A 23,896-nucleotide genomic window follows, 5' to 3' on the forward strand; every position below is an offset into this window, starting at 1 on the left:
TCCGTCACATCCCTGCACAACGCGCCGTCCATCGGTCATACCGTCGACGGTTGAAGTCAACCCGGTCCATGCGACCTCCGTCGGATCCTGAGCAGATCCGAAGGAGATCATATACTACTGATTTTTCCGTTGGGTCTTTTGAGCGAGATGAACAATTCAAGGAAAGCCATCTCGCTCATCTTCTACACAAGTGCGTAAACCTACATGACACCGAAACGCGCGAATGCCTCGACCGTGGTCATGCCGGGATGGCCAGGCGAACCTGGTTTCCGTCTCGGTTTTTTCGAATGCAAGAGCGATCGCTTCCTGCTGTTATTTTCCGCATGTCGTTCCTGCAAAACCGCCGCACACTTTGCGCGATATACACTAGCCCCGATAGACGGCCTCGTGCAGGCCGCGGATATATCCGATCGCGTAGAGGCGGCCGAAGGCGGAGTAGCCGGCATCCTCATTCGTGTCACCCTCGACCGTCGGAACGTGGTCCGGTCGCAGCACACCGTCGAAGCCGATGTCCTTGTACGCTTTCATGCACGCCAACATGTCCGTCTTGCCGTCATCGTGCCAGGTCTCCTCAAAGTTCGTGGCGATGCCCTTCACGTCGCGGAAATGCACGAAGCTGATGTTGCTACCGAACTTCCGGATTACGGATGGCAAGTCGTCGGTCATGAGCGTGAAGTTGCCTTGGCACAGCGTTATGGTGTTGGACGCCGACGGCAGCATGTCGACGAGACGCTGAAAGTTGTCGACGCTGCGCATGATACGACCAACGCCCTTAATCGGGCTGAGCGGCGGATCGTCGGGATGCATCGACATCTTGACGCCAGCCTTCTCCGCCACCGGCAGCGCCTTGCGCAGGAAATGCTCGAGATTGGTCCACAATTCCTCTTCGCTGATCGGCGGGTTGGACGTGATGTCGTCAGGTACATCGTCAATGTTGAAGCTGGTGACCAGTGACCCGCCGCGGCTGGGTGTTGCGAAATTGGTGCGAAGCCAGCTGAAGTCGGCCAGCCATTCGTAGCACCAAACCGGGATGCCGAGCTTGCCCATGTTGGTCAGCAGTTCGAGGACGACCTCGATTTCCTCGTCGCGACCGGGCAGCCCACGCTTCGCCTTATTGAGCGGCGGACGTGCCTCGATAACCTTGAGCGCAAAGCCGCCTTCTTCATAGCGGTCCTTCATCCGCTTGAGCGGTGCGTAGTCGCATACGCGCTCACCAGGCTGCAGCATGTCGAACGGTAGGCCGCCAACGGCAAGGTTGACTCCTGCCTGCCTGACCAGCTTCCAAAGTGGGGCAGGCGAAGGGGGGACGAATTCAGCGATCTCAAGCATAGTACGTTCCTTGTTGCATACTGCGTGTCTGCAGACGGCTTAGGCGGCGATGCGTACGCCGTTGCCGTCGAACAACACGGCCCGATCCGGATCGAACCCAAGACCGATGTGACTGCCCTTCGCGACTTGTGACTCGTTGGCCAATTTGGCGGCCATCATGGTGTTTCCACCGATGTCGACATGTGCGATGGCGTGCTCGCCGAGCCGCTCAAGATTGGTGACGGTGCCGAAGAATGTGGCCGCATCTTCCCCGACCTGGCGAAGGTGCTCGGGGCGCACGCCGAATTGCACAGTGGCCTCCTCGGTCGACGCATAGTCCAGCATCGCGACGCTGCGGCCATCTGCGAAGTAGACATGGCCGGCTGCAAGCCGCGACGGGATCATATTCATGGCGGGAGACCCTATGAACTGCGCTACGAAGGTGTTGGCGGGTTTGTGATAGAGCTCCATCGGCGTGCCGACCTGCTCGATGCGGCCCGCGTTCAACACGACGATCCGGTCGGCAAGGGTCAGTGCCTCGGTTTGATCGTGGGTCACGTAAATCATCGTCGTACCCGGCAGCGCGTCCTTGAGATTGGCAATCTCAACGCGGGTGGCAACGCGTAGCGCTGCATCCAGATTGCTGAGCGGCTCGTCGAAGAGAAAGACCTTAGGATCCCGCGTAATGGCCCGGCCGATCGCCACGCGTTGACGCTGCCCGCCGGAAAGCTGGCGCGGCAGGCGATCGAGGTAGGCGTCGAGCTGGAGCATCGACGCTGCCCTGCGTACGCGCAATTCCCGCTCTACCTTCGGCACGCCGGCGAGCTTCAACCCGAAAGCCATGTTCTGTCCGACGGTCATGTGCGGATAGAGCGCATAGGACTGGAAAACCATGGATATTCCCCGACCGGCAGGGGGAATGTTGTTTGCAATCTTGCCGTCGATTTCCAGCGTGCCTTCCGAGATCTCCTCGAGACCGGCGATAAGCCGCAGGAGTGTGGATTTACCGCAACCCGAAGGGCCCACAAAGACCACGAACTCGCCATTGGCGATGTCGAGGTCGATGCCCTTTAGCACCTGAACGCTGCCGAAGGATTTCCTGACATTTCTGAGACGAACTTCCGCCATGATGCAATATCCTATCCTGTCTTGCTTGCCTTCACGCGCAGCGCCTCCGCACAGCGCGCCAGATTTCGTACTCGTCCTCCATCACCGCACCGGCTTGGGCGTGATTGAGCCCGACACCGGTGCCACGGCTCCGGTGTCGGGAACCGGACCTCGAATGCGGGGTTCGCCTATTCCCATCGGGTTGAGCTCACAATGGCCGTCCCTGTATGGGCGGAGCGAGATCCCCGAGAAGGCACCACTGGGACGTTCGATGGTTCACAGGAATCGGCCCGCTCCCTGCTGATGCGGGCCGGGCTGCAGTTTACTGGTCTTTCAGCTTTTCGATTTCAGCGGTTGCCCAGACAACGGCGTCAGCGGCGCTTTCGCCGTCCACCAGCATGCGCTGGATCGATTGCGAAACGATTTTGGCATTGAAGACGGCGGACGCCCAGGCTGTCGGCGGACCCGCATGACCGTCGACTAATCCGTTCTCGGCCATCTCGCCCAACTTGGCAAAGTCTGGGTTGTCCTTGAACAGGGGCATGTTCTTGTAGAGTGCCGGATAGATCGGAAGCCAGCGTCCGCCAACAGTGTTGATCACCTCCTCATAGCGCGCCGGCTCCAAGAAGTAGCTCAACCAGGCCTTTGCATCGTCCGGGCGCTTTGTGCCCTTGCTTACCATCCAGGCGAAGGAGGTGATCATCGTAGCGGAGCGTCCCTTCTCGCCAGGGCCACGGGGCATCGGAATGAGCGCGGTGTCAGCAAGGAGGTCGGGATCGTTGGCAATCATCCACTGATATACACTTGGCGGGTTCATGATGAAGGCCGCTCGCCCCGTCTGATAGGCGGTGTTGTTGCCGGCGTCGTCCCACGACAGGGTGCTGCGCGGGATCGTACCCTCGGCGAACATGTCTGCGATGAACTGGTAGCCGGCCACCGTCTCGGGCGAGTTCCAAGTCACTTGGGTGCCGTCCTCATTGAACATTTCAGCGCCATAGGACCAAAGCACAATGCGGTTCATCATCTCCGCATCGTTGCCGGTGCTTAGCGGATGGCCGAACGCCGTGATCGTGGGATCCTTTGCCAGGATCGCCTTGGAGGCTGCGCGCAGTTCCTCCAGCGTCGTTGGCAGGGCCATGCCGACCCCCTCCAGGAGATCCTTGCGCGCAAACATCGGAACGACGTCCACTTCGAGCGGAACGCCCATTGCCTTACCATCGTACATCATGGCCGAAGTGGTGCTCTCGTAGATCCCGCCTTCGACCGCACGCATTTGGCCCAGGATGTCGTCGAGCGGCAGCGTCACACCGAGTTGGGCATAGTACTGCACCTGCGGACTGAACTGCATGAATACATCAGGCAGGGCTCCCCCCTGTATTGCGGCGGCAAGGCGCTCATTGAGCACGTTCGCCGGAACGATGGTGTATTCGACGGATAGCCCCCGCTCGCGCCCGAACTCTTGGGCCATCTCGGTTATCTTGTCGTCGGCATTCTGGTTGAAAGCTGGCAGCGCCCAGATCGTCAGGTCGGCTGCACGGGCCGCAGGCGACAGCATGAACGCTGCCGTGGCCAAGAGGGTAGGTAAAAGCTTCTTCATCACGTTTCCTCCAGTGTTAAAGGGACTTGCGGGCCGATCAGCCCTTCACGCTTCCTGCAGCTAGCCCTTCGACGATGTATTTCTGGGCCACGATGTAGATAATCAGGATTGGAATGATGGCGATGACGGAACTGGCCATGAGCTGCCCCCAGATGAAGGTGTCGCCCATGATCAAGCCGGTCAGGCCAGCAGTGAAAGTTTTGGTGTCGTTGGAATGAACGAAGACCAGCGCATAGAGGAATTCGTTCCAGGCATGCGTGAAGGCGAACAGTGCAACCACCGCCACGCCTGGCGAGGCGATAGGCAGGATGACGCGCGTCAGTGTCTGGAAGCGGCTTGCCCCGTCCATCATCGCCGCCTCGTCCAGATCCATGGGAATGGTGCGGAAGTAGCCGATCAGCATCCAGGTGCAGAACGGCACGGTGAAGGTGAGGTAGGCGATGACTAGGCCGACCTTGCTGTTGATCAGGCCGAGCGTCTGGAGCACCAGAAACAGCGGGATGAACAGAAGCGAGGGCGGCAGCAGATACGCCGTCACGATGGCACGCGCCGCCACACCCTTACCGCGAAAGCGCATGCGGGCAACGGGGTAGGCCGCGAGCGCGCCGATCACCGCCGAGATGACGGTGACAGCGATGGCGACCTGCGCACTGTTCCACACGAATTGCAGGAAATTGGACTTGAACAGCGCCGCCTCGAAATTCGCGAGGGTTGGCCGCAGCGGATAGAGCGACGGCGGCGAGGAATAGACCTCACGCGGTGATTTCAGCGAGGTAACGACGATCCAGTAGATCGGCGCCAGGGACCAGAAGAGGGCGAACAATACGCCGAAGGTGGTCACGATCCGGCGGAGGAGTTTTTCGGTTGAACTTTGTACCATCTGGATTGGTCCGCTAGTTGTCGGTCTTGAGCATGCGCCGCGTCAGCAGCACGATGAGCACGAGGAAGACAGGGATCACAGAGACGAGGACGGCAGAGCCAAGGCCGAGGCGGCTCTGGATGATGCCGTATTCATAAGCGAGTGTAGGCAGGATGTGGGTGCGCATAGCCGGACCGCCACCGGTCAGAATGAACACCATGTGGAAGGAATTGAAGGTCCATATGGTGGAGAGCATGACGGTGACGAAGATCACCTCACGCATCTGTGGCAGAGTTACCGAGAAGAAACGCCGGACGGGACCGGCGCCGTCGATGGCGGCCGCCTCATTCAAATCGGACGGGACCGAGGAAAGCGCGGCCAGGAACATCATCGTGAAGAACGGCAGGCCGTGCCAGACCATGGCGAGGCCGATGGACCAGAGGCCGATACTGGCGTCGGATAGCCAGTAAACCGGCCGGTCGGTAAAGCCGAGGCTCATCGCGATATAGGTGAGCACCCCGCTTTGCTCGTCGAAGATCCACTTCCATGAGAGGCCCGCGATCAGCCCCGGCACTGCCCACGGCAGGAACACCAAAGCACGCGCGAGACCGCGTGCGGGGATGCGCTGGGCCAGGAGGACCGCGCAACCCAGGCCGAGCACCAGCTTGACCGAGACCACGCCAATGGTCAGCACCAGGGAATTCCAGGCAGCGCGCTGGAAGTGGGGATCGGCGAGAAGTTCTGCGAAGTTGGCCAGCCCGGTGAACTCACCCTCACGGCCAATCATCCGGTTGGAGAACGCAGTCGAGATTCCATCGGCCAGCGGATACGCGAGAAGGGCTGCGAACACCGCCGCAATAGGGGCGAGGAACAAGTAGGCTGAAAGCCAGTCCGGAGTTCGCGACAGGCTTCGCATGGGTAGCGGAGGCGCCGTGAAGCCCGATGGCACACGAGATTGTGCTTGCCCCGTCATCGTGCGACCCGCTCCGGTCGAGCGGCGCCTGCAGCCAACCGCTGCAGGTGCTTCTGGATTATGTTCATCCTCATGCCTCCTCCCACGGCCAGAGGCCGCGCTTGCGTTTCTAGGCAATCGTCACCTGAACCAGGTCCACGGGCGTTGCCTCATTCGGCTACTCAAGAATTTGCAGCGGAGCCCTTGTTTTGACCCCGTCAGGAAATCCGTGGCTGCATTTTTTGATCGTCATTGCGCCATTCATGGTGATGGCTTGGTCGAGACGCGGGCAAGGGGCCGGTTCTGACTGGATGCGGAACACGATGCCACCGCAGCCTCAAGTCTTGGTCGCGGCGGACTGTCCACTGGTCGGCGCGCCAACGAATTTGAGGCCGAATTCGAGATGACGGCTCATGAGATAGGCATAGGCAATTCGGTCGCGCGCCCTCAGCGCGCCGATGATTTCGGCATGGGCCTCGTAGGTCGCCGACTGGACCGGCCACTCCGCCTTGCCGAGGCGCATCACTTCCTCGATGACGGTGCGCATCATCCGGTAGGCAGCAAGGGTCGTCCTGTTGCCTGAGAGTTCGACGATAGCCTCGTGGAATTCGTAATCGTAGCGGGCCGCTTCCTCGACGCTCTCAGCCGTCCGGATGCGAGCATTGGTCGCCTCCAGCCTGTCGAGGTCGGCTTCGCTTGCATGAAGAATGATGTGATCACCGACGCCGGTCTCGACGATGCGGCGGAAGCCCTGCAGATCGCGGAAGGAATCGGGCGATATGCCGTTGTGAAAGGCAAAAAGCCGGCGGATCGCCTCGCCATGACCACCGCTGATGACGGCACCGACCTTGGGCCGCGTCTCGACGAGGCCATAGGCGCGCAGCACCTGCAGCGCCTCGCGAACCGTATTCCGTCCGGCCTGAAACTGCTCACCAAGATCGCGCTCGGTCGGCAGCGCATCGCCAATCCCGAGGCCGCGTTCGGCAATCAGATCCCTGATCTGCTCGACGAGCCTATCGACCGCAGACGTCTTGCCGACCTCAGCTGCCTCGACACCTGTCGATTGCGCCGGTTTTGCCGAATTGTGCGCCACGTTCTCCTCCTGTGTGCGGTTCTATTTGTTGGTCCAGATTGAGCGAGAGTCAAGCAGTTTATCAGAATTTTCGCTATTTTACCGAAATAGCGACGAGGTAAGCGGCCTTTTCGCTTGAGTTTGCTCGATGATCGATCCGAGATGTTTCATCTGGTCCAACAATATAGACTGTAGCGAGATCGCATGAGTTTAAGAGATGAGGGTCGATGGAAGAGCGCTTTCGCTGGTACGGCCCGGATGGCCCGGTGCCGCTTAGCCATATCCGGCAGGCCGGCACGACAGGCATCGTCTCAGCGCTTCATCACGTCTATGACGGCTCCGACGATCAGATCCTGAAGCACAAGGCCTTGATGGATGCGGCGGAGCTGCGTTCGGGTGATACAAGGACAGGGTGCGGGAGGCGAACTTCCGCCGGCCATCGCTAGTGGCCTGGCCCATGCGAAATCGTCCGGAGTGGCGGCGAGGCCCGCCGTCACACCCGTATTCATGCTCAGACTGGGGTGGAACGCCTCAGGTCAGCCTGTTGCTCAGGTTTGCCCGTAGGGCGAGGGGACCGTGAGCTGGGTCTGTTTGCCCAGCCCCTCGATGCCAACCATCATGGTTTGTCCTGCTTTGAGATAAACGGGAGGACGCTGGCCAAGGCCAACGCCCGGCGGTGTGCCGGTGCTAATGACGTCACCCGGAAGCAAAGACATGAACTGGCTGACATAGCTGACGAGCTCTGGAACCTTGAAGATCATCGTGCTCGTGCTGCCGTTCTGGTAGCGATGACCATCCACTTCCAGCCACATCCGCAGATTATGCGGGTCGGGGACCTCGTCCGGTGTTACGAGCCACGGACCGATGGGGCCGAACCGGTCATAACCTTTACCTTTGTCCCACTGGCCCCCGCGCTCAACCTGGTATTCACGTTCGGACACATCGTTGATCAGGCAGTAGCCAGCGACGTAGTCGTTGGCTTCCTCAACCGAGACATGCCGAGCGACTTTGCCGATGACAACTCCAAGCTCGACTTCCCAATCGGTCTTTTGCGAACCGGGGGGAATGAACACGTCATCGTTGGGACCGCAGATGGCGCTGTTGGCCTTAAGGAAGATAATCGGCTCCTTCGGGATCGGCGCATTCGTTTCGGCGGCATGGTCGGCATAGTTCAAGCCGATGCAGACGAACTTTCCTATGTTGCCAACGCATGGCCCTATGCGCTCCGAGGCGTCCACGATCGGGAGTGCGGCAATCTCCTCCGCGCTCAGAGTGGGTAGCGTTCCGATCGTGGAGGGATCGATGTCCGCCAGACGAGAGCTTATGTCGCGCGTATTGCCGTCTGCGTCGATAATTGCGGGACGCTCCCGGCCCGGCTGGCCGTATCGAAGAAACTTCATTTTCTTTCCCTTTACGTGATCAGTTGGTCGCGCCGCCGTCGAGAAGGACGATGCTTCCCGTCATGAAGCGGCTGTCGTCGGAGGCCAGATACGCGGCGAGCGCCGCGACCTCGTCGGGTGTTCCAAGGCGGCCCATAGGCTGGCGCGCAATGAATGCCGCACGAGCGGCGACCGGGTCGTCGAATGCGTTGATGCGTTCCTCGAGCGAGGGCGATGCAATCGTTCCCGGGCAGATTGCGTTGCATCGGATGCCTTGACCGACAAAGTCGGCCGCAACTGCCTTCGTCAGTCCGACAACAGCAGCTTTCGTCGTTCCGTATGCTGCCCGGTTCGGGAACCCCTTAATCGATGAGGCCGCGGAGGCAATGTTGATGATACTTCCGCCGCCGGCCGCGAGCATATCGGGCAGCGCGACGCGGATCGCGTGATACATCGGATCGACATTGAGCTTGAAGGATCTGCTCCAGGCCTGCTCATCGGCGTCGAGAATGCTCCCGTGATGTACCCAGCCGACGCAATTGACGAGAACATCGAGGTTCCGGTGTTTGCCGAACGCTTCTGCAACGGCGGCCCCATCCGCTGCGTCAAACACCATCGTCTCGATCCCGAACGTGCGCAGCTCCTCGAGTTTGGCGGAATTCAGATCGCCGGCAATGACTCTCGCGCCCTCTTGCGCGAGCCGGACAGCTATAGCGCGCCCAATACCCTGGGCAGCGGCCGTTACGAACGCCTTTTTGCCGTCCAAACGTCCGGCAGATGAGGCTTCAGAGTGAGCGGTAGTCATACGTCAGGTCTCCAAGTACTTTACAAGGCAAGCCTGCACCCTTGCGGTGCGGCGGAAATTACAATGATATCAAGCTTCTCGCGGCCGCCGACGCCAATGCGTGAAGCGCGCAGGATGCGCCGATGCCGGTCACTCCGACGTTGCAGCGGGGTTCACCGTCGATGGTGAGCGAGCGGTCGGAATAAATTCCAGTCCCGCGCTCAGATGCCTGTTCATGTGATATTGGAAGTCTAGGACTTCGCCTTCGCGAAGCGCACGAATGATGGCGGCATGCTGCTCTGCGGACGTGATGTTGAGGGTCTGTCGCTGCGTCTTTCCCGACTGCATCAGTCGGCAAATCACAGGCTTCAACATCTGGTAAATCTCGGACAGAGTCCTGTTTCCTGCGGCCTCAATCATGATCTGATGAAATTGAAAGTCGTGTTCGGAGGCTTGAGCAGGATCGGTCGTTGCTGCCATCTTTTCGTTTGCGTGCTCCATCCGGCGGAGGTCCTCGTTGGATATACGGCCCACGATCAAATTGCCGAGGTTCATTTCGGTAAGGCGACGAAAACCCTGAATGTCTCGAAAAGTGTCTGCGGACACTTCCATCGCAATTGAGAAAAGGTTCGCGACGGCGGCCGTCCTGCGATCCGTTATGACGGCGCCAATTTTTTGGCGTGACTCGAGTATCCCGTACGCCTTAAGCGTCCGCACCGCTTCGCGAACGGTGTTGCGCCCGGTACCGAACATTGTGGCGAGATCGGCCTCTGACGGCAGAATGTTGCCTACACCGAATTCACGGTCCCGGATCAGATCGCGTATTTGTCCCACAACCTGATCGACGGCTGACGCCCGATCGGGCGTGTTGTCGTCGGCTGCATCCATCTCCGGTCCTCCCGTTCTCCTATTGGCCGCACTTTATCGAGGGCAGGCCGGCTGCGCAAGCCTATTATGGGATAATATAAATAATAAGTCCTACAAAATAGCTCTATGTAAGCTGTATTTCGTTGCAATCCCGTCTTTTGTCGGTATTTTGTCCCATGAATTGTAGGAGATAATACCATGCGGTTTGAACTCGATCTTCGACCTCTCTCGCCTCCGGCGCCGGGCCAGAGGGCCGTCATGACCAGGGTGGCGTGCGTTTCTCCAGTCGGCGATGTGTGATGACCTGTTCCCGAAGATCCGCGCAGTATCCAAGACCGTCGGTGGGACCAGAGCGCTCTTCAGGGTGATGCACCTTTTCTACCCCGGTGAGTTCATTCGTCGATGGGCGAGAACGGTGCGGGCTGTCAGACACATCCTGTCCAGGCTCATCACCTAGGAAAACATCGGCGCCGCAAGGCTTGGGTCGCTGCCCGCTAATTCTTCTTAAGCCAGCGCGCGGCCGCGAAAATGCGGCCATGCAAACAACAATAGAGTTAGAAATATGTCGATATCGCAAAAGACAGAATTCGAGATGGACCCAGGTATCGCCGCGTTTTTGAACGATACAGGGCTTGCAGAAGACGGCTCGTACGAAGCCACTCCGCTGACCGGTGGCGTTGCCTCGGACATCTGGAAAATTCGCACTCTCGACCGTGTCTTCGTCGTCAAGAAGGCACTTGCCCGTCTCCGGGTCGCTCAGGTGTGGAACGCGCCCGTGTCTCGCAACGCAAGCGAAGTCGAATGGCTTCTCGAAGCGGCTAGGGTGGCCCCGGCCGCTGTCCCTGAAATCCTTGCTCATGATCCCGAGCGCGGCGTTTTCGCCATGAGCTATTTGGAGCCTGCCGACCATCCCGTATGGAAGGAGGAACTTCGGCGCGGAAATGCGGTGCCCAGGTTTGCCTCCAAGCTTGGCGCAGTGCTCGCCTCTATCCATGCGGCGACTGCGGGCTCTGAGGAAATTGCGAGACGATTTGCAAACGACGAGGTGTTCCATCCGATCAGGTTGGAGCCGTATATCGAGGCCGCAGCACGGGTTCATGGCGACCTTTCGGGCACGCTACTCGCTCTGTCGAGCCGTACGCTCGACACCAAGAAGGCTCTGGTTCACGGGGACATCAGCCCGAAGAACATTCTCGTCGGACCGGGAGGTCCCATCATCCTTGACGCGGAGTGTGCCTGGTACGGTGATCCGGCATTCGATCTAGCCTTTTGCCTCAATCATCTCCTGTTGAAGTGCCTTTGGACCCCATCGTCTCGCTCGGACTACGGTGACTGCTTCGACGCTCTGGTCGAAGCCTACCTTCGCGGCGTCGATTGGGAGACGAAGACGGAACTGGAGGGGCGGGCGGCGTTGCTTCTTCCAGCGCTGAGCCTTGCACGCGTCGATGGCAAATCGCCTGTCGACTACCTCACGGAGGCATCGGACAAGGAATTTGTTCGATCACACAGCCGCCTCCTGATCAAGCGACAACCGGAAACACTTTCCGAGATCAAAGAACACTGGCTTACGGAGTTATCGAAGAATGACTGACACTAGCATTAAGAACATCAAGGGCCGGCGCGTCTGGGATTCCCGTGGTCGACCCACCGTTGAGGCAGAGGTCACTCTGGCTGGTGGGGCCATGGGGCGTGCAATTGCACCGGCAGGTGCTTCCACGGGCAGCGGCGAGGCGGTCGATCTACGCGACGGCGGATCGGCGTTCGGTGGCTACGACGTTTCCCGTGCGATTGCCAGCGTGAATGGTGAAATCGCGGCCAAGCTGGCCGGCCTCGACGCGAGCGATCAGAGGAACCTCGATGACACGCTCATCGCTCTGGATGGGACCGCCAACAAGGCCCGTCTCGGGGGAAATGCCTTGGTCGCCACGTCGATGGCTGTTCTCCACGCGCGCGCGGCTGCGGAGAAGTTGCCGCTCTGGCAGTATCTGGCCGATGGACGGCCCGTCCGCATGCCGCTTCCGGAGATTCAAATTTTCGGCGGCGGTGCCCACGCGGCAAAGCGCGTCGATATTCAGGACTTCATGATCATGGCGCCTGCTGCCACCTCATTTACCGAGGCGATTGACTGGACCGCCGAGGTGTACCGCGCGGCCGGAGCATTCATGAAGAGCACTGGCCGTCTTCAGGGTGTCGCCGACGAGGGCGGTTACTGGCCGGCGTTCAGGTCGAATGAAGAGGCCCTCGACGCACTTGTCACCGCAATCGAGGTCGCAGGTTTCAAGCCGGGTAAGGAAATCGCGATCTCGCTCGACGTCGCCGCTTCCGAGTTCGGCAGACACGGCGAATACACTCTCGCCCTCGATGGCCAGAAGCTCGATACGTCAAAAATGATCGATATGCTCGGACGGTGGATCGAGACCTATCCGATCGTGTCGATCGAGGATCCCGTCGCGGAAGACGATCGGGAGGGCTTCATTGCATTCACGAAAGCCTACGGAGACCAGTGTCAGGTTATCGGCGATGACTTCTTTGTAACCAATGCGCAGAGGGTGCGCGACGGTAGCGCGGCGGAGGCGGCTACCGCGGTGCTGATCAAGCTCAATCAGGCGGGAACGGTCAGCGAGACCAAGGCCGCGCTCGATGCCGGCAAGGAAGCCGGGTTCGGCACGATCGTCTCGGCGCGATCGGGCGAGACAGAAGATCTGACGATAGCGCATCTGGCCGTTGGATGGGACGCCGGCCAGTTCAAGGTCGGTTCGTTCTCGCGATCCGAACGTATGGCGAAGTGGAACGAGTGCTTAAGGATCGAAGAAGTCATGGGCTCAAGCGCCCGGTTCGCCGGCGCCGCCGCCTTGGCGTTTCGATGACCATCCACTCGGCCGGGTGCTAGAAGGAACGGGCTTGCGAGAAAGCTGGTCTCTCTCGCGGCCCGAGCTGACGACGAAGATAATGGGACAGGGAGGAAGACGCGCACCCTGAAATGCTGGACTTCCTTTTTTCACAGAGGTGGTCTTAAATCGTTTCTCCACGGATCGTTCTCGGCCCGCCTAACAGGAACGGGCCGAGTAATCCAACTTAGAGAACGCTGACGTTCTCGGCTTTGGACTTTCCGGTCTTGCGGTCCTGCCCTAACTCGTAGCTGACCTTCTGGCCATCCTGGAGCGAGCCACCGAAGCCGACGGCCGAGATATGAACGAACACATCAGGACCGCCATTGTCCGGGGTGATGAAACCAAAACCTTTGTCTTGGGCGAAGAATTTTACCGTGCCAGTCGCCATAATGTCCTCCTTGACTGCTTAGCGCTGTCCAAGGCTTTAGCGATCATTGCTGAGCACGGCAAGGTTGCTGCACCGGTGGAAGTGAGCCTCGCTGCGACTGCGCATAGGCGGGGCGACGCTCCCTCCTTGCCGCAATCACGCCGTTCCGACGGGCGCGCTATACGGCAAGTTTCCGCACTCTTTCCTGATTTTCTTTGGCGAAGTGGGACGATCAGGATTGGGGCGAAGGGAGCCGTTCTTCACGAGCCCCCGTGCACGGCCTGTTGCGAGGAAGTTCACCTTCGGGAGATCCTAACCGAAGTGCATCATGCCGGTTTTGAGGGTAGGGCTTCAGCCTCCATCTTGCAAATGTGCCCGGAACACTTCGGCCGGCGTCCTGTAGTCGAGGCACTTTCGCGGCTGGTCGTTGAGATTGCGAGCAAGCTGGATGAGCTTGCGTTGCGACACGGCTGCAAGATCGGTATCGCCTGGCATGAACCGTCGGATTCGCGACGTTCAGCAGCGAGCGTTGTCTTGCGCTGGAGATGGAAGAGGTTGGCGATCGGGCCTTGGATGGAGATAAAGCGCTGGCATTGCCCTGCCGACTTAAACCGGATCATGCCTCGTTCCCGTCGTCGAACGGCCAGATGCGAGTTCTCCGCCCGGTTATTGAGGCCCTTATGTGAGCGATGCTCGACACCGGGCATGATTTGCCTTTTGGCTGCGTCGTAGGATCTGAGCTTGTCGGTGATCATGACACGCGGTGTGACCCATTGGCCCTTCAACAGCTTTCGCATCAGCTTCAGGCCCGCCTTCTTGTTCCGGCGGCTTTGGATCAGGGCATCGAGAACATAACCATCTGCATCGATGGCGCGCCACAGCCAGTATTTCTTTCCCTTGATAGCAACGACCATTTCGTCGAGGTGCCATTTGTCGGCGAAACCTCCCCTGGAACGTTGCCGGATGGAACGGGCATACTCTCGGCCGAACTTGGCAGCCCATTCCGCGACTGTCTGGAACGAGACTTCGATGCCGCGCTCAGCCAGCAGATCTTCAACATGACGCAGGCTCAGCGGAAAGCGGAAATAGAGCCAAACCGCATGCGCTATGATTTCAGCGGGAAAGCGATGACGCTTATAGCGGTGCGTCGTAACATCAGTCGACGGGTTCGGGCTCATGCCCGGAAATACCGCCGCAAATGTTAAGACGACGCTACCCTCGCAACAGCCACAGGCTCTCATGCGATCGGCGGCCGCTAGCCCGTGGTGATCAGGAGCAGGAGAACGAAGACCGTCGGTACCAAGGCGAGCGCCGGGATGATGATCGCCGGGTAACCGAAGGCGATGATCGCCAGCAGCCAGATCAGCATACAGTTGACGAGAAACAGCACCTTGGCGGTGCCGGAGCCGTGCGCCGCTTCCTTGAGCATCCAGCCGAACACCGGCACGTGATAGACCATTTTCGCAATCATTGTTTTCAAACCTTTCTTTCGGGGCGGACGCCAAGCCCGCCGTGAACTGTTGGGACCGCTGCACTCGTGCGAGGGTCAGTCCCTGCGCACAAGCCCTGCCATCGTCCGCAATTGCTGCTCGTCGAGGATGCGCACCGTCTTCGGGTGGTTGAAGTCGATCAGGCCATCGCGCTTGAAACGGTTGAGGCAGCGGCTGACGGTCTCGACCGTCAGGCCCAGCCAATCCGCAAGGTCGGCGCGCGAGAGATAGAGGTTGAAGCTGAACCGGGCGGCGCTTCCGGCGCGACCGCGCCATGCGAACTGGTCGGCAAGGTCGATGAGCGCCGTTGCAACCTTCTCGGTTGCGGTCTTGCGGCCAAGCAGGGTTGCGTGTGCCTGCATACGGTGCAGCGTCGCCTTGAGTTCGGCGGCGACCCCAGGACCCTGATCGCTGTCTTCGATCTGGCTGCCGGCGAGCGTCTCTATCCGGGCGAAGGTCAGCGTTTCCGCAGTGGCGATATTGCGGCCGTCATGGGTGAAGCCGAAGAGCCGTCCCGGTCCGAGCACGTCGGTGATCTGGCGACGGCCGTCGTCGAGCAATTGCGACAGCGCGACACAGCCGTCGACGACGCGATAGAGATGGCGGTTTCGCCCTCCCTGGAAGAGCAGAGTGGCGTGCTCTCCTACCAGTCGCTGCCGGTTGGGGGAGAGCTTGGTCGTCGAAAAGGCCGCCGTTGGCGGGGGCGGAAGTGTTGTTTCCGCGAAAGTGATCGTATCGGGCATGGTGGCGATCCGTATTGCGATCTCGTCGGCATGGTCGCTGAGCGACGCGTCGGAGATCAGACATCAGCGTTCAGTCACGATCGGTCGTGACAGGGGCTCAGGTGTGGGAGCTCGGTGCTGGCGGCCCGCGTGGGCTGGCATTGGGCGGGAGTTGCGATCGGGCAGATGCAACCGGCTGTTCCGGCGGCAGCACTTTTTCACTCTTGCGCGCGATCGAGTGCGCAGCATCGGCAGGTGCCGGCAAGTGGGGCCAGAAGATGCGACAGGCGCCGCAGAAGTGACTGTGGGAGAGTTGTTTGCCGTTACCGTCGTCGTCGGCGGCTGTGGGCAGGCAGAGGTCGGGCAGGGAACCGTCGGGCAGCGCGAACTGTGCCCGCTCCGTCGCGGAAAGCGCCGTTGCCCCTGCGGGCGCCTGGTGCGCGAAGCCGAGAAGCAGCACGGCCATTGCGCAAAACATGCGCATGACCTGCTGCATTCTGATCCTCGTGCGAGGCTTCATTCGATTTGCCTATCCCTGTGCCAATCTGATGGCTCAGGGATAGGCGACGTTATTGACAAACCTCAATGTGGCAAACCGCGCAGGGGCAGAATGCCGCATCCCGTCGATCATTCTTCCTCGACGAAAACCTCCTCGCGCTTGGCCTTGACGCTCGGTAGGAACACCACCACCAGCACCATGGCTGCGATCAACAGCAGGATCGCGCTGATCGGCCGCGTGACGAAGGTGGTCGGATCGCCGCGCGACAGGATCATCGCCCGCCGCAGGTTTTCTTCCAGCAACGGACCAAGCACGAAACCGAGAAGGAGCGGCGCCGGTTCGCAGCGCAGCTTCAAGAGCAGGTAGCCGACGAGGCCGAAGAAGGCGACGGCGTAGAGGTCGTAGACGTTGGAGTTGACGCTGTAGACGCCGATCGAGCAGAACGCCATGATGATCGGGAAGAGCACATAATACGGGATCTTCAACAGCCGCACCCACAGCCCGATCAGCGGCAGGTTCAGCACCACCAGCATCAGGTTGCCGATCCACATCGAGGCGATGATGCCCCAGAAGAGAGCCGGTTGTTCTGCGGCAACGTTGGGCCCGGGTACGATGCCCTGGATGATCATCGCGCCGATCATCAGCGCCATGACCGGGTTTGCCGGGATGCCGAGCGTCAAAAGCGGGATGAACGAGGTCTGGGCACCGGCGTTGTTGGCGCTTTCCGGGCCGGCGACGCCGGCGATGGCGCCGTGGCCGAATTCTTCCGGTCGGTCGGAGACGCGCTTTTCGACGGTATAGGAGGCGAAGGCCGCGAGGATGGCGCCGCCGCCGGGCAGAATGCCCAGCGCCGAGCCAATCGCGGTGCCGCGCAGAACCGGGCCGACCATGCGCTTGAAGTCGTCGCGCGTCGGCATCAGGTCCGTGACCTTGGCCATCAGCACTTCGCGCGTGCGTTCGTTTTCGAGGTTGCGCAGGATTTCGGCGATGCCGAAGACGCCGACCGCCAGGGCGACGAAGTTCAGGCCGTCCGAATATTCCCGGATCCCCAGGGTGAAGCGTGGCGTGCCGGTGTAGATGTCGGTGCCGACGAGGCCGAGCAAGAGGCCGAGCGCTACCATCGCCAAGGCCTTGACGATCGATCCGTGTGCCAGCGCGACCGACGACACCAGGCCGACGATCATCAGCGAGAAATATTCTGCCGCGCCGAACTTCAGCGCGATCTCGGTCAGGGGCGGGGCGAACACCGCGACCAGGAAGGTCGAGACCGTACCGGCGAAGAACGAGCCGAGCGCGGCGATTGCCAGTGCGGCACCGGCCCGGCCTTTGCGGGCCATCTGGTAACCGTCGATCGCGGTGACGGCAGACGAGGATTCGCCTGGCATGTTGATGAGGATGGCCGTGGTCGAGCCGCCGTACTGTGCGCCGTAATAGATACCGGCGAGCATGATCAGCGAGGAGACCGGCTCCAGCTGAAAGGTGATCGGCAGCAGCATGGCGATGGTCGCCGTTGCGCCGATGCCGGGCAGCACGCCGATCAGCGTGCCGAGCAGAACGCCGATCAGGCAGAAGAGCAGGTTTTCCGGCGAGGCGGCCGTGGTGAATCCGAGTGCAAGATTGCTGAATAGATCCATCATCCCTCTCCTAGTACTGGGTACTGGGTCCAGGGGCCGAAGCGCTGGAAGGGCAAGCCGAGGCCGTAGCTGAAGACCGCGACCGAAAAAGCCGTCAGCGCCAGCGACAGGGCGATGGCGGTCAACGGTTTCATGCGGCCGGAGGCAAAGCAGGCGATGAGTGCCGTAAAAAACAGCGAGGGGACGAAGCCCAGACCACGAACCGTCAGGCCGAAGAAGATCGGTGCCGGAAGGATGAACAACATGCCGCGCACGGCGATAGCCCCGATCGGCTCTCCCTGGACCCGGGTCGACTGAACGAGGATCACGATACCGAGAAGCGTCAGGATGACGGCGAGCACCAGCGGGAAATAGCCCGGGCCCATGCGGAAGGCGGTGCCGAGCTCGAGGTTGAAGGCCTGCCAGGCGAAGAACAGCCCGACGGCCGTCAGGAGGCCGCCACAGAGCGCATTGGTGGTGTCGAAGGAGATTGATTTCATCGTGTCCCCATTTGGTTTTTTTTGGCTGAGCGCCGACCGGGAAGGGTCGAACTCAAGCTCGGACTGCCAGTTGCCAGTGACGTCTTGCGACTGACGATCGGATGACACCTTGAAGTGTAACCGAAGCCGACGGCCGGCGCGATTACCCTCCGGCGATGCCGTATGCCCTGCCTCAGGCGACAAACCCGCCACGATCCAGTCGGCGTAGGCTTAAGAATCGTGGCGGGCAGCGTCTCAATTTAGTCGGCGTACTGGCCGGCGGCTTCGATGACCGGCTTCCAGCGGGTGATTTCGCTTTCAAGCTTAGCCTTCAGCGCTGCCGGGGTGGCATCGGCTTCGCTCGACGGTACCGTGCCGAGTTCGCCGAAGCGGGCGACGACGTTCGGATCCTTGAGAGCCACCTGCAGCGACTTCGACAGCCGCTCGTTGACTTCGGCCGGCGTGCCCTTCGGCGTATAAACACCGTGCCAGATGCCGACCTGCAGCCCCGGAAGGCCGCCTTCCGTTGTCGTCGGCAAGTCCGGGAAGACCTTGAGACGTTCAGGCGAAGTGACGGCATAGGCCTTGATCGTGCCGCCCTGGATCTGCTTGGTGGTGTTGGTGGTCTGGTCGCACATGATGTCGACCTGGCCGCCGAGCAGATCGGTCATTGCCGGACCGGTGCCCTTGTAGGGAACGGTGGTCAGCGGCGTTTCGATGGCGCTCATGAACATCATGCCGCAGAGGTGCGAGGCAGCGCCGATGCCGGCATTGGCAACGGTGACCGTGTCCTTGTTCGCCTTTGCGTATTCGACGAGGCCCTTGAGATCGGTCGGCTCGAGATCCTTGCGCGCGACGATCGTCATCGGCACTTCGGTGACGAGACCGACATACTCGAACGCGTTCAGCGTGTCATAGGCGAGCTTGCGGTAGAGCGTGGCGCTGGTTGCCATGCCGATATGGTGGAGCAGTACCGTGTAGCCATCCGGATCGGCCTGGGCAACGCGACCGGCGCCCAAAGTGCCGCCGGCGCCGCCGACGTTTTCGACGATGATCTGCTGGCCGAGATCCTTCGACATGGATTCGGCGACGAGGCGTGCGACGGTATCCGTCGGGCCGCCGGCCGAGAACGGAACGACCATGGTGATCGAGCGTTCGGGATAGGTCTGCGCATTGGCGGAAGCGGCAAACAGGGACAGCGCGGCAACGGCGCCAAGAAGCGCATTCAGGGTTTTCATCTTTTCCTCCCGGATGAAATATCGACCAGCCGGCAAGGCTCCTCCCATGCCGATTCTGGTTGACCCATTTGCAGAGGCAATCTTAGCACAGACAACGGGTTCGCCGTGCGTTGCCGTGCATTTCTGCCGACGGTTGTCTGGTTTTGGGTGGATTCGGAAACAAGAGGCTCGCTTGGTGGGTGGATTTCCACCCATTGCGGGCGCCGCGGATCACCGCGGTCGTGGCGACGCTGCCCGCGAACGGCCGTTCGGCGGCTATTGCTGTCCCGTACGCTGCCTCAGATACTGCACTTCGTCTGTTGTCAGCGGACGCGTCGCGCCTTTCGCAAGCTTTCCGAGCGCGATGTCGCCGATCGAGACGCGCACGAGCCGCAGCACCTCGAAGCCGAGGACGTCGAGCATGCGGCGGATCTGGCGATTGCGCCCTTCGTGCAGCTCGACCTCGATCCAGCTGTTCTTCTCGCCGCCTCTTAACTGTCCGGCGCGCGCAGCGCGCAAATGCTCGCCGCCCTCGTCGACGCCGTCGACCATCGACCGGAGCTTGGCGTCGCCGATCTCGCCCGGTACCTGGACGTGATAGACCTTGCCGAGATGGGTTTCCGGGTCGAGCAGGCGCTGGGCCAGCACGGTGTCGTTGGTGAAGAGCAGCAGGCCCTCGCTCGCCTTGTCCAGCCGACCGACCGGCGAGAGGAACTGTGCATCGCTCTCGCTCAGGCAATCAAAGACGGTCGGGCGCCCCTCCGGGTCGTGCCGTGTCGTCACCAGGCCACGCGGTTTGTTGAGCATCAGGTAGATCTTGTCTTCCGCCAGAACGGCCTTGCCGTCGACGGCGATGCGGTCTTTTTCGATATCGACCCATTGGGCGAGATCGGTGGTCTTGCGGCCGCCGATGCTGACTCGGCCCTCAAGCACCAGCTTTTCCGCCTGCGTCCGCGAGCAGTAGCCAAGCTTGGAAAGGGCACGGGCGATGGTTACGCGCTTGCCGATGTCGCCGGTCATGCGTCCAGTGCCTTCGCCTCGTCCTGCTGCCGGCCGTTTCTGCCTCACTTCGGGTCGTCTCCATCTATCTCTGGCTGCCGGCGCCTGTCGCGAAGCCTCGGAACCGTCGTTCAGTCGACCTTGATATAGTCGATCTGCCGGGCAAGCCAGCATCCGATCGTCAGGCCGGAAACGGCGCCCTGTCCGTTGCGGTGGATCCGTACGGTCCAGTCGCCGGGCGCCGGCGCGTCCATCGAGCGCTTGCAGCTGAGCAGCCAGACATCATCGGCAAACGGCCGCAGCGCATGCATCGCACCCTTGCCGAGCATGCCATTAAAACCGGCAAAGAAGATGCCGTTGGTGGAAACGATTTCGATATCGGCGTCGAGTTCTGCGGAGTGGTAACGACCGGCTATGTCAGGCTTTGCCTTGCCGGCAACCCTCTCGGCCGTCGTCTGCAGGTTCTCGCGCTCACGCTCCATGTGCAGGCCGGTGCCGTTCGGCGTCAACGAAACCGATCCGGAGCGGGCGATAGCGTCCGCTGCGATCTGCAGCGATTCTCCTGCCGTCGCGAAGCGCAGTTCAAGCCACCCCGATCCCAACGGCCGCGTCGACAGCGCCAGGCCGGTCTCCGGTTCGAGATAGGTGCCGAACTGTTCGCTATTCCAGTCGCCGGCTGCCGCCTTGGCATCGCGGTGACCGAGCGCGACCTTCATCAGTGCCGTCGCCGCGGCATGGGCGTCGGCCTCGTGGTTGAACATCACGACGATCGAGAGGCGCTCACTGGCCGCATGAAGGCGACGGCTGCGGAAGCCGCGCAAGGCGCCGCCATGGCCGGTGATCGCGACGTCGCCGATCCGTTCGTGGGCAAGGCCGAAGCCGTAAGTTGCTGCCCGCCCGTCCGCATAGGTCTGCGGCGCGGAAAGTCTGCGGTAGAGGCCGGCTTCGTCGTCACGCGTACGATCGATGAAGCGCTCCCAGGCGAGCATGTCGTCAAGCGTCGCCGAAATACCGGCATCCCCCGCCCAGTAGATCCGGTTGGTCGCCTCGAAATAGCCTGTGGTCTCATTGCCCTCGTAGCCGATCACGCCGTTCGGCGAGATACTGGTATCGGGGGTGAGGGCGGCCGTGGTCATGCCGGCCGGACCGAAAGTGCTGCGGTCGTAGAGCTCGGACAACGATCGACCCGAAAAATCTTCGATGAGGTCGGCCAGGATACGGTAGTTGCCGTTCGAATAGGAATAGCGCGTGCCGGGCTCGAAATGCGTCGAGCGGGCGCGCGACAGCAGCGGCCGGGCGTGCTCACGGCGGAAGACGCCGTCGGCCATGGCGCCCTGCAGCACCGTCAGGGCCCAGTAGTCGCGCAGGCCAGACTGGTTGTGGCAGAGATGCGCCACGCTCGGACGTTTGCCTTCGATCAGCGGCAGGTAGGCATCGAGTGCGCCATTGAGCTTGGCGGGATCGCCCACCGTGTCGAGCAACACCGCGCAGGTGAACTGTTTGCTGATCGAGCAGATCGGCAGCAGCGTGCCTGCCGTCATCGGCTTGCGCGCCGTAAGATCGGCATAGCCCCAGACGTGCTTGAGGATGACCTCGCCGTCCCTGACGACACCGACGACGCCGCCGGGCCCCCTGTATTGCTGCGGCAAGGCGAGCACGGCTCGTTCGAGGGCGGGAAGATCCAGGGTGTTCATGGTGCGCAATGCCAGTCGGTGGGGCCAGTCGGTAGGCCCAGTCGATGGGGCCAGTCGGTCGGGAAGGAAACCTGCCGCCCGGACGGGCGGATCGGCTTCGTACCTACCGCTCCGTCAACGCAAGTGCAACCGCGCTACGCCGGCCTCAACGCAATCCGGCCTGGGCGTGATAAAGCCGGCTATAGGTGCCCTTGGCGGCGAGCAGCGTGTCGTGTGGTCCTTGTTCGCTGATGCCGTTCGTGTCGACGACGATGATGCGGTCGGCATCGCGGATCGTCGCCAGGCGGTGGGCGATGACCAGTGTGGTTCGACCTTTGGAAAGTTCGGCAAGCGATTGCTGGATCGCCTTTTCGGTTTCCGTGTCGAGCGCCGATGTGGCTTCGTCGAGGATCAGGATTGACGGGTTCTTCAGGAACATCCGGGCGATTGCCAGGCGCTGCTTCTGACCGCCGGATAGCTTGACGCCGCGCTCCCCGATGACCGTGTCCATGCCGTCGGGCAGAGCCGCGATCATGCCGTCGAGTTTGGCCCGGCGAGCGGCATCGAGGATATCGGCTTCGCTCGCGCCCAGACGTCCATAGGCGATGTTGTCGCGGATCGTGCCGGCGAACAGGAAAACATCCTGCTGCACGATGCCGATCTGTCCGCGAAGAGAGGCGAGCTTGATGTCACGAATGTCGACGCCGTCGACGGTGATGCTGCCTTCGGCGACCTCGTAGAACCGCGGCAGCAGCGAGCAGATCGTCGTCTTGCCGGCGCCCGAGGGGCCGACAAAGGCCACGGTTTCTCCGGCTTTGATCGTCAGGTCGATGTTGGCGATGGTCGGCTTGTCGGGGCTGTAGCCGAATGAGACGTTGCGATAGGTGATGTCGCCGCGCAGGCCGGACACGTCGACGGCGCCCGGACGATCCTCGATGTCAGGCTCGGTCTCCATCAGCTCGATGAAGCGTTTGAAGCCGGCGATGCCCTTGGGATAGGTCTCGATGACCGAGTTGATCTTCTCAACCGGGCGGAAGAAGACGCCGACCAAAAGCAGGAAGCCGATAAAGCCGCCATTGCTCAATTGTCCGGTCAGCACGAAGTAGCTGCCGGTAATCATTACGATCAACTGCGTCAGCCGCATGCTCATGTAGCTGAGCGAGGTGCTAGCGGCCATGATGCGGTAGGCCTCGAGCTTCGTTTGGCGGTAGTTCTGATTGTCGGTCTCGAACAGGTTGCGCTCGTGCTCTTCGTTGGCGAAGGCCTGGACCACGCGGATGCCGCCGACATTTTCCTCGATGCGGGCGTTGAAGTCGCCGACGCGGCCATAAAGGTTGCGGAAGTTGCTGGCCATCCGGCCGCCGTAGCGGCTGGTGACCCAGGCGGTGATCGGCACGACCGCCGCCGTGATCAGCGCCAATTGCCAATGCACCGTCATCATCAAAAGCAACGCGCCGATGAAGGTCATGATCGCGATGAAAAGGTCTTCGGGGCCGTGATGAGCGACTTCGCCGATCTCTTCGAGGTCCTTCGTCAGGCGCCCGACGAGATGCCCGGTCTTCTGGTTGTCGAAGAAACTGAAGGAAAGCTTCTGCAGATGATCGAAAGCCATGCGGCGCATATCGGTTTCGATGTTGATGCCGAGCATGTGTCCCCAATAGGTGACCGTCGCCATCAAGCCGGTATTGACGAGATAGACGACGAGAAGACCGACGGAGGCGAGCAGGATCAGTGTCCATTCCTGGCTCGGCAGCAGCTGGTCGACGAACAGCTTGACCGCGACCGGAAAGCCGAGCTCCAGCAGGCCGGACAACACCGCGCAGGTGAAGTCGAGAATGAAGAGGCCGCGATAGGGCCGGTAGAACGCGAAGAAGCGCTTCAACATGACAACCGCACTCACATGGGCAGCCGCTTGGGAACGGCCGTAAAATCTGAGTTCAAATGTCATGTTTCTACCCGGAAGCCAACAGATATGCGACCGAAAAAGCGAATTGATGCTGTCACAAAGCGCACCAACCCGG

22 protein-coding genes and 2 pseudogenes are annotated in these 23,896 nt (G+C 61.0%); 3 read left to right on the forward strand and 21 right to left on the reverse strand.

Annotated features, from left to right (window positions below; genetic code table 11):
* Positions 1 to 366: 366 nt before the first annotated feature.
* From IB264_RS19915 to IB264_RS35405, 6 genes are all read right to left on the reverse strand, one after another.
* Positions 367 to 1,329, reverse strand: coding sequence for a mannonate dehydratase (locus tag IB264_RS19915; protein ID WP_192433982.1), 963 nt, complete (start codon positions 1,327 to 1,329; stop codon positions 367 to 369).
* Positions 1,330 to 1,368: 39 nt separating this feature from the next.
* Positions 1,369 to 2,436 carry an ABC transporter ATP-binding protein gene (locus tag IB264_RS19920; protein ID WP_192433983.1) on the reverse strand — a complete coding sequence of 356 codons (1,068 nt, stop codon included), beginning with the start codon at positions 2,434 to 2,436 and terminating at the stop codon, positions 1,369 to 1,371.
* 301 nt (positions 2,437 to 2,737) lie between these two features.
* Positions 2,738 to 4,012 (reverse strand): ABC transporter substrate-binding protein, encoded by a 1,275-nt coding sequence (locus IB264_RS19925; protein ID WP_192433984.1) that lies wholly within the window; start codon positions 4,010 to 4,012, stop codon positions 2,738 to 2,740.
* Between the two features lie 37 nt (positions 4,013 to 4,049).
* Positions 4,050 to 4,892, reverse strand: a complete 843-nt coding sequence (locus IB264_RS19930) for a carbohydrate ABC transporter permease (protein WP_192433985.1) — start codon at positions 4,890 to 4,892, stop codon at positions 4,050 to 4,052.
* A 13-nt stretch (positions 4,893 to 4,905) separates the two neighbouring features.
* On the reverse strand, positions 4,906 to 5,844 hold the full coding sequence (locus IB264_RS19935; RefSeq protein ID WP_210335643.1) for a carbohydrate ABC transporter permease: 939 nt from the start codon (positions 5,842 to 5,844) through the stop codon (positions 4,906 to 4,908).
* A gap of 316 nt (positions 5,845 to 6,160) precedes the next feature.
* Positions 6,161 to 6,916: a FadR/GntR family transcriptional regulator gene (locus tag IB264_RS35405; protein WP_192433988.1), complete on the reverse strand. Its 756-nt coding sequence runs from the start codon at positions 6,914 to 6,916 to the stop codon at positions 6,161 to 6,163.
* A gap of 206 nt (positions 6,917 to 7,122) precedes the next feature.
* Between IB264_RS35405 and IB264_RS19945 the strand changes: the two genes are divergently transcribed.
* Positions 7,123 to 7,341 carry a mannonate dehydratase gene (locus IB264_RS19945; RefSeq protein WP_192433990.1) on the forward strand — a complete coding sequence of 73 codons (219 nt, stop codon included), beginning with the start codon at positions 7,123 to 7,125 and terminating at the stop codon, positions 7,339 to 7,341.
* A gap of 102 nt (positions 7,342 to 7,443) precedes the next feature.
* Here the strand turns inward: IB264_RS19945 and IB264_RS19950 are convergent, their stop codons facing one another.
* The 3 genes from IB264_RS19950 to IB264_RS19960 all read right to left on the reverse strand — a co-directional run bounded on the left by IB264_RS19950 (position 7,444) and on the right by IB264_RS19960 (position 9,946).
* Positions 7,444 to 8,295, reverse strand: a complete 852-nt coding sequence (locus tag IB264_RS19950; protein WP_192433992.1) for a fumarylacetoacetate hydrolase family protein — start codon at positions 8,293 to 8,295, stop codon at positions 7,444 to 7,446.
* A 19-nt stretch (positions 8,296 to 8,314) separates the two neighbouring features.
* Entirely contained in the window at positions 8,315 to 9,079 is a 765-nt protein-coding gene (locus IB264_RS19955) for an SDR family oxidoreductase (RefSeq protein ID WP_192433994.1), read from the reverse strand.
* Between the two features lie 129 nt (positions 9,080 to 9,208).
* The gene (locus IB264_RS19960) at positions 9,209 to 9,946 is read right to left on the reverse strand and encodes a FadR/GntR family transcriptional regulator (protein ID WP_192433996.1); all 738 of its coding nucleotides are present in this window, start codon (positions 9,944 to 9,946) and stop codon (positions 9,209 to 9,211) included.
* 541 nt (positions 9,947 to 10,487) lie between these two features.
* Between IB264_RS19960 and IB264_RS19965 the strand changes: the two genes are divergently transcribed.
* Positions 10,488 to 11,516: an aminoglycoside phosphotransferase family protein gene (locus IB264_RS19965; protein ID WP_246811793.1), complete on the forward strand. Its 1,029-nt coding sequence runs from the start codon at positions 10,488 to 10,490 to the stop codon at positions 11,514 to 11,516.
* On the forward strand, positions 11,509 to 12,792 hold the full coding sequence (eno, locus tag IB264_RS19970) for a phosphopyruvate hydratase (RefSeq protein ID WP_192433998.1): 1,284 nt from the start codon (positions 11,509 to 11,511) through the stop codon (positions 12,790 to 12,792). Before IB264_RS19965 ends, eno begins: the two co-directional genes overlap by 8 nt.
* Positions 12,793 to 13,000: 208 nt before the next feature.
* Here the strand turns inward: eno and IB264_RS19975 are convergent, their stop codons facing one another.
* From IB264_RS19975 to IB264_RS20030, 12 genes and pseudogenes are all read right to left on the reverse strand, one after another.
* Positions 13,001 to 13,204 (reverse strand): cold-shock protein, encoded by a 204-nt coding sequence (locus tag IB264_RS19975; protein WP_025430944.1) that lies wholly within the window; start codon positions 13,202 to 13,204, stop codon positions 13,001 to 13,003.
* 330 nt (positions 13,205 to 13,534) lie between these two features.
* Positions 13,535 to 13,693, reverse strand: a pseudogene (locus IB264_RS19980) (IS30 family transposase); the annotation flags it as partial.
* Positions 13,690 to 14,361 (reverse strand): annotated as a pseudogene (locus tag IB264_RS19985) (IS6 family transposase); the annotation flags it as partial. The pseudogenes IB264_RS19985 and IB264_RS19980, both read right to left, overlap by 4 nt.
* 77 nt (positions 14,362 to 14,438) lie before the next feature.
* Positions 14,439 to 14,654, reverse strand: a complete 216-nt coding sequence (locus IB264_RS19990) for a hypothetical protein (protein WP_192434000.1) — start codon at positions 14,652 to 14,654, stop codon at positions 14,439 to 14,441.
* A 75-nt stretch (positions 14,655 to 14,729) separates the two neighbouring features.
* The gene (locus IB264_RS19995) at positions 14,730 to 15,416 is read right to left on the reverse strand and encodes a Crp/Fnr family transcriptional regulator (RefSeq protein ID WP_192434002.1); all 687 of its coding nucleotides are present in this window, start codon (positions 15,414 to 15,416) and stop codon (positions 14,730 to 14,732) included.
* 97 nt (positions 15,417 to 15,513) lie between these two features.
* Positions 15,514 to 15,891, reverse strand: a complete 378-nt coding sequence (locus IB264_RS20000; RefSeq protein ID WP_192434003.1) for a hypothetical protein — start codon at positions 15,889 to 15,891, stop codon at positions 15,514 to 15,516.
* A gap of 131 nt (positions 15,892 to 16,022) precedes the next feature.
* Positions 16,023 to 17,528: a tripartite tricarboxylate transporter permease gene (locus tag IB264_RS20005; RefSeq protein ID WP_025429897.1), complete on the reverse strand. Its 1,506-nt coding sequence runs from the start codon at positions 17,526 to 17,528 to the stop codon at positions 16,023 to 16,025.
* Positions 17,528 to 18,007 (reverse strand): tripartite tricarboxylate transporter TctB family protein, encoded by a 480-nt coding sequence (locus IB264_RS20010; protein WP_192434005.1) that lies wholly within the window; start codon positions 18,005 to 18,007, stop codon positions 17,528 to 17,530. Before IB264_RS20010 ends, IB264_RS20005 begins: the two co-directional genes overlap by 1 nt.
* Before the next feature lie 239 nt (positions 18,008 to 18,246).
* Positions 18,247 to 19,224, reverse strand: coding sequence for a tripartite tricarboxylate transporter substrate-binding protein (locus IB264_RS20015; protein ID WP_025429899.1), 978 nt, complete (start codon positions 19,222 to 19,224; stop codon positions 18,247 to 18,249).
* 255 nt (positions 19,225 to 19,479) lie between these two features.
* On the reverse strand, positions 19,480 to 20,271 hold the full coding sequence (locus IB264_RS20020; RefSeq protein WP_025429900.1) for a pseudouridine synthase: 792 nt from the start codon (positions 20,269 to 20,271) through the stop codon (positions 19,480 to 19,482).
* Between the two features lie 62 nt (positions 20,272 to 20,333).
* Entirely contained in the window at positions 20,334 to 21,896 is a 1,563-nt protein-coding gene (locus IB264_RS20025; RefSeq protein ID WP_057224499.1) for a D-aminopeptidase, read from the reverse strand.
* Positions 21,897 to 22,041: 145 nt separating this feature from the next.
* A complete protein-coding gene (locus IB264_RS20030; RefSeq protein WP_057224497.1) occupies positions 22,042 to 23,760 on the reverse strand; it encodes an ABC transporter ATP-binding protein in 1,719 nt (572 codons plus the stop codon).
* Between the last annotated feature and the right edge of the window lie 136 nt (positions 23,761 to 23,896).

Source organism: Ensifer sp. ENS11 (assembly GCF_014851895.1).
GTDB classification, from domain to species: domain Bacteria; phylum Pseudomonadota; class Alphaproteobacteria; order Rhizobiales; family Rhizobiaceae; genus Ensifer; species Ensifer canadensis.

What these genes read in the sequence shown, in the direction of transcription:
- IB264_RS19915 (WP_192433982.1), bottom strand. Translation starts at nt 1,329, where the DNA reads ATGCTTGAGATCGCTGAATTCGTCCCCCCTTCGCCTGCCCCACTTTGG.
- IB264_RS19920 (WP_192433983.1), bottom strand. Translation starts at nt 2,436, where the DNA reads ATGGCGGAAGTTCGTCTCAGAAATGTCAGGAAATCCTTCGGCAGCGTT.
- IB264_RS19925 (WP_192433984.1), bottom strand. Translation starts at nt 4,012, where the DNA reads ATGAAGAAGCTTTTACCTACCCTCTTGGCCACGGCAGCGTTCATGCTG.
- IB264_RS19930 (WP_192433985.1), bottom strand. Translation starts at nt 4,892, where the DNA reads ATGGTACAAAGTTCAACCGAAAAACTCCTCCGCCGGATCGTGACCACC.
- IB264_RS19935 (WP_210335643.1), bottom strand. Translation starts at nt 5,844, where the DNA reads ATGACGGGGCAAGCACAATCTCGTGTGCCATCGGGCTTCACGGCGCCT.
- IB264_RS19945 (WP_192433990.1), top strand. Translation starts at nt 7,123, where the DNA reads ATGGAAGAGCGCTTTCGCTGGTACGGCCCGGATGGCCCGGTGCCGCTT.
- IB264_RS19950 (WP_192433992.1), bottom strand. Translation starts at nt 8,295, where the DNA reads ATGAAGTTTCTTCGATACGGCCAGCCGGGCCGGGAGCGTCCCGCAATT.
- IB264_RS19955 (WP_192433994.1), bottom strand. Translation starts at nt 9,079, where the DNA reads ATGACTACCGCTCACTCTGAAGCCTCATCTGCCGGACGTTTGGACGGC.
- IB264_RS19960 (WP_192433996.1), bottom strand. Translation starts at nt 9,946, where the DNA reads ATGGATGCAGCCGACGACAACACGCCCGATCGGGCGTCAGCCGTCGAT.
- IB264_RS19965 (WP_246811793.1), top strand. Translation starts at nt 10,488, where the DNA reads ATGTCGATATCGCAAAAGACAGAATTCGAGATGGACCCAGGTATCGCC.
- eno (WP_192433998.1), top strand. Translation starts at nt 11,509, where the DNA reads ATGACTGACACTAGCATTAAGAACATCAAGGGCCGGCGCGTCTGGGAT.
- IB264_RS19975 (WP_025430944.1), bottom strand. Translation starts at nt 13,204, where the DNA reads ATGGCGACTGGCACGGTAAAATTCTTCGCCCAAGACAAAGGTTTTGGT.
- IB264_RS19990 (WP_192434000.1), bottom strand. Translation starts at nt 14,654, where the DNA reads ATGATTGCGAAAATGGTCTATCACGTGCCGGTGTTCGGCTGGATGCTC.
- IB264_RS19995 (WP_192434002.1), bottom strand. Translation starts at nt 15,416, where the DNA reads ATGCCCGATACGATCACTTTCGCGGAAACAACACTTCCGCCCCCGCCA.
- IB264_RS20000 (WP_192434003.1), bottom strand. Translation starts at nt 15,891, where the DNA reads ATGCAGCAGGTCATGCGCATGTTTTGCGCAATGGCCGTGCTGCTTCTC.
- IB264_RS20005 (WP_025429897.1), bottom strand. Translation starts at nt 17,528, where the DNA reads ATGGATCTATTCAGCAATCTTGCACTCGGATTCACCACGGCCGCCTCG.
- IB264_RS20010 (WP_192434005.1), bottom strand. Translation starts at nt 18,007, where the DNA reads ATGAAATCAATCTCCTTCGACACCACCAATGCGCTCTGTGGCGGCCTC.
- IB264_RS20015 (WP_025429899.1), bottom strand. Translation starts at nt 19,224, where the DNA reads ATGAAAACCCTGAATGCGCTTCTTGGCGCCGTTGCCGCGCTGTCCCTG.
- IB264_RS20025 (WP_057224499.1), bottom strand. Translation starts at nt 21,896, where the DNA reads ATGAACACCCTGGATCTTCCCGCCCTCGAACGAGCCGTGCTCGCCTTG.
- IB264_RS20030 (WP_057224497.1), bottom strand. Translation starts at nt 23,760, where the DNA reads ATGTTGAAGCGCTTCTTCGCGTTCTACCGGCCCTATCGCGGCCTCTTC.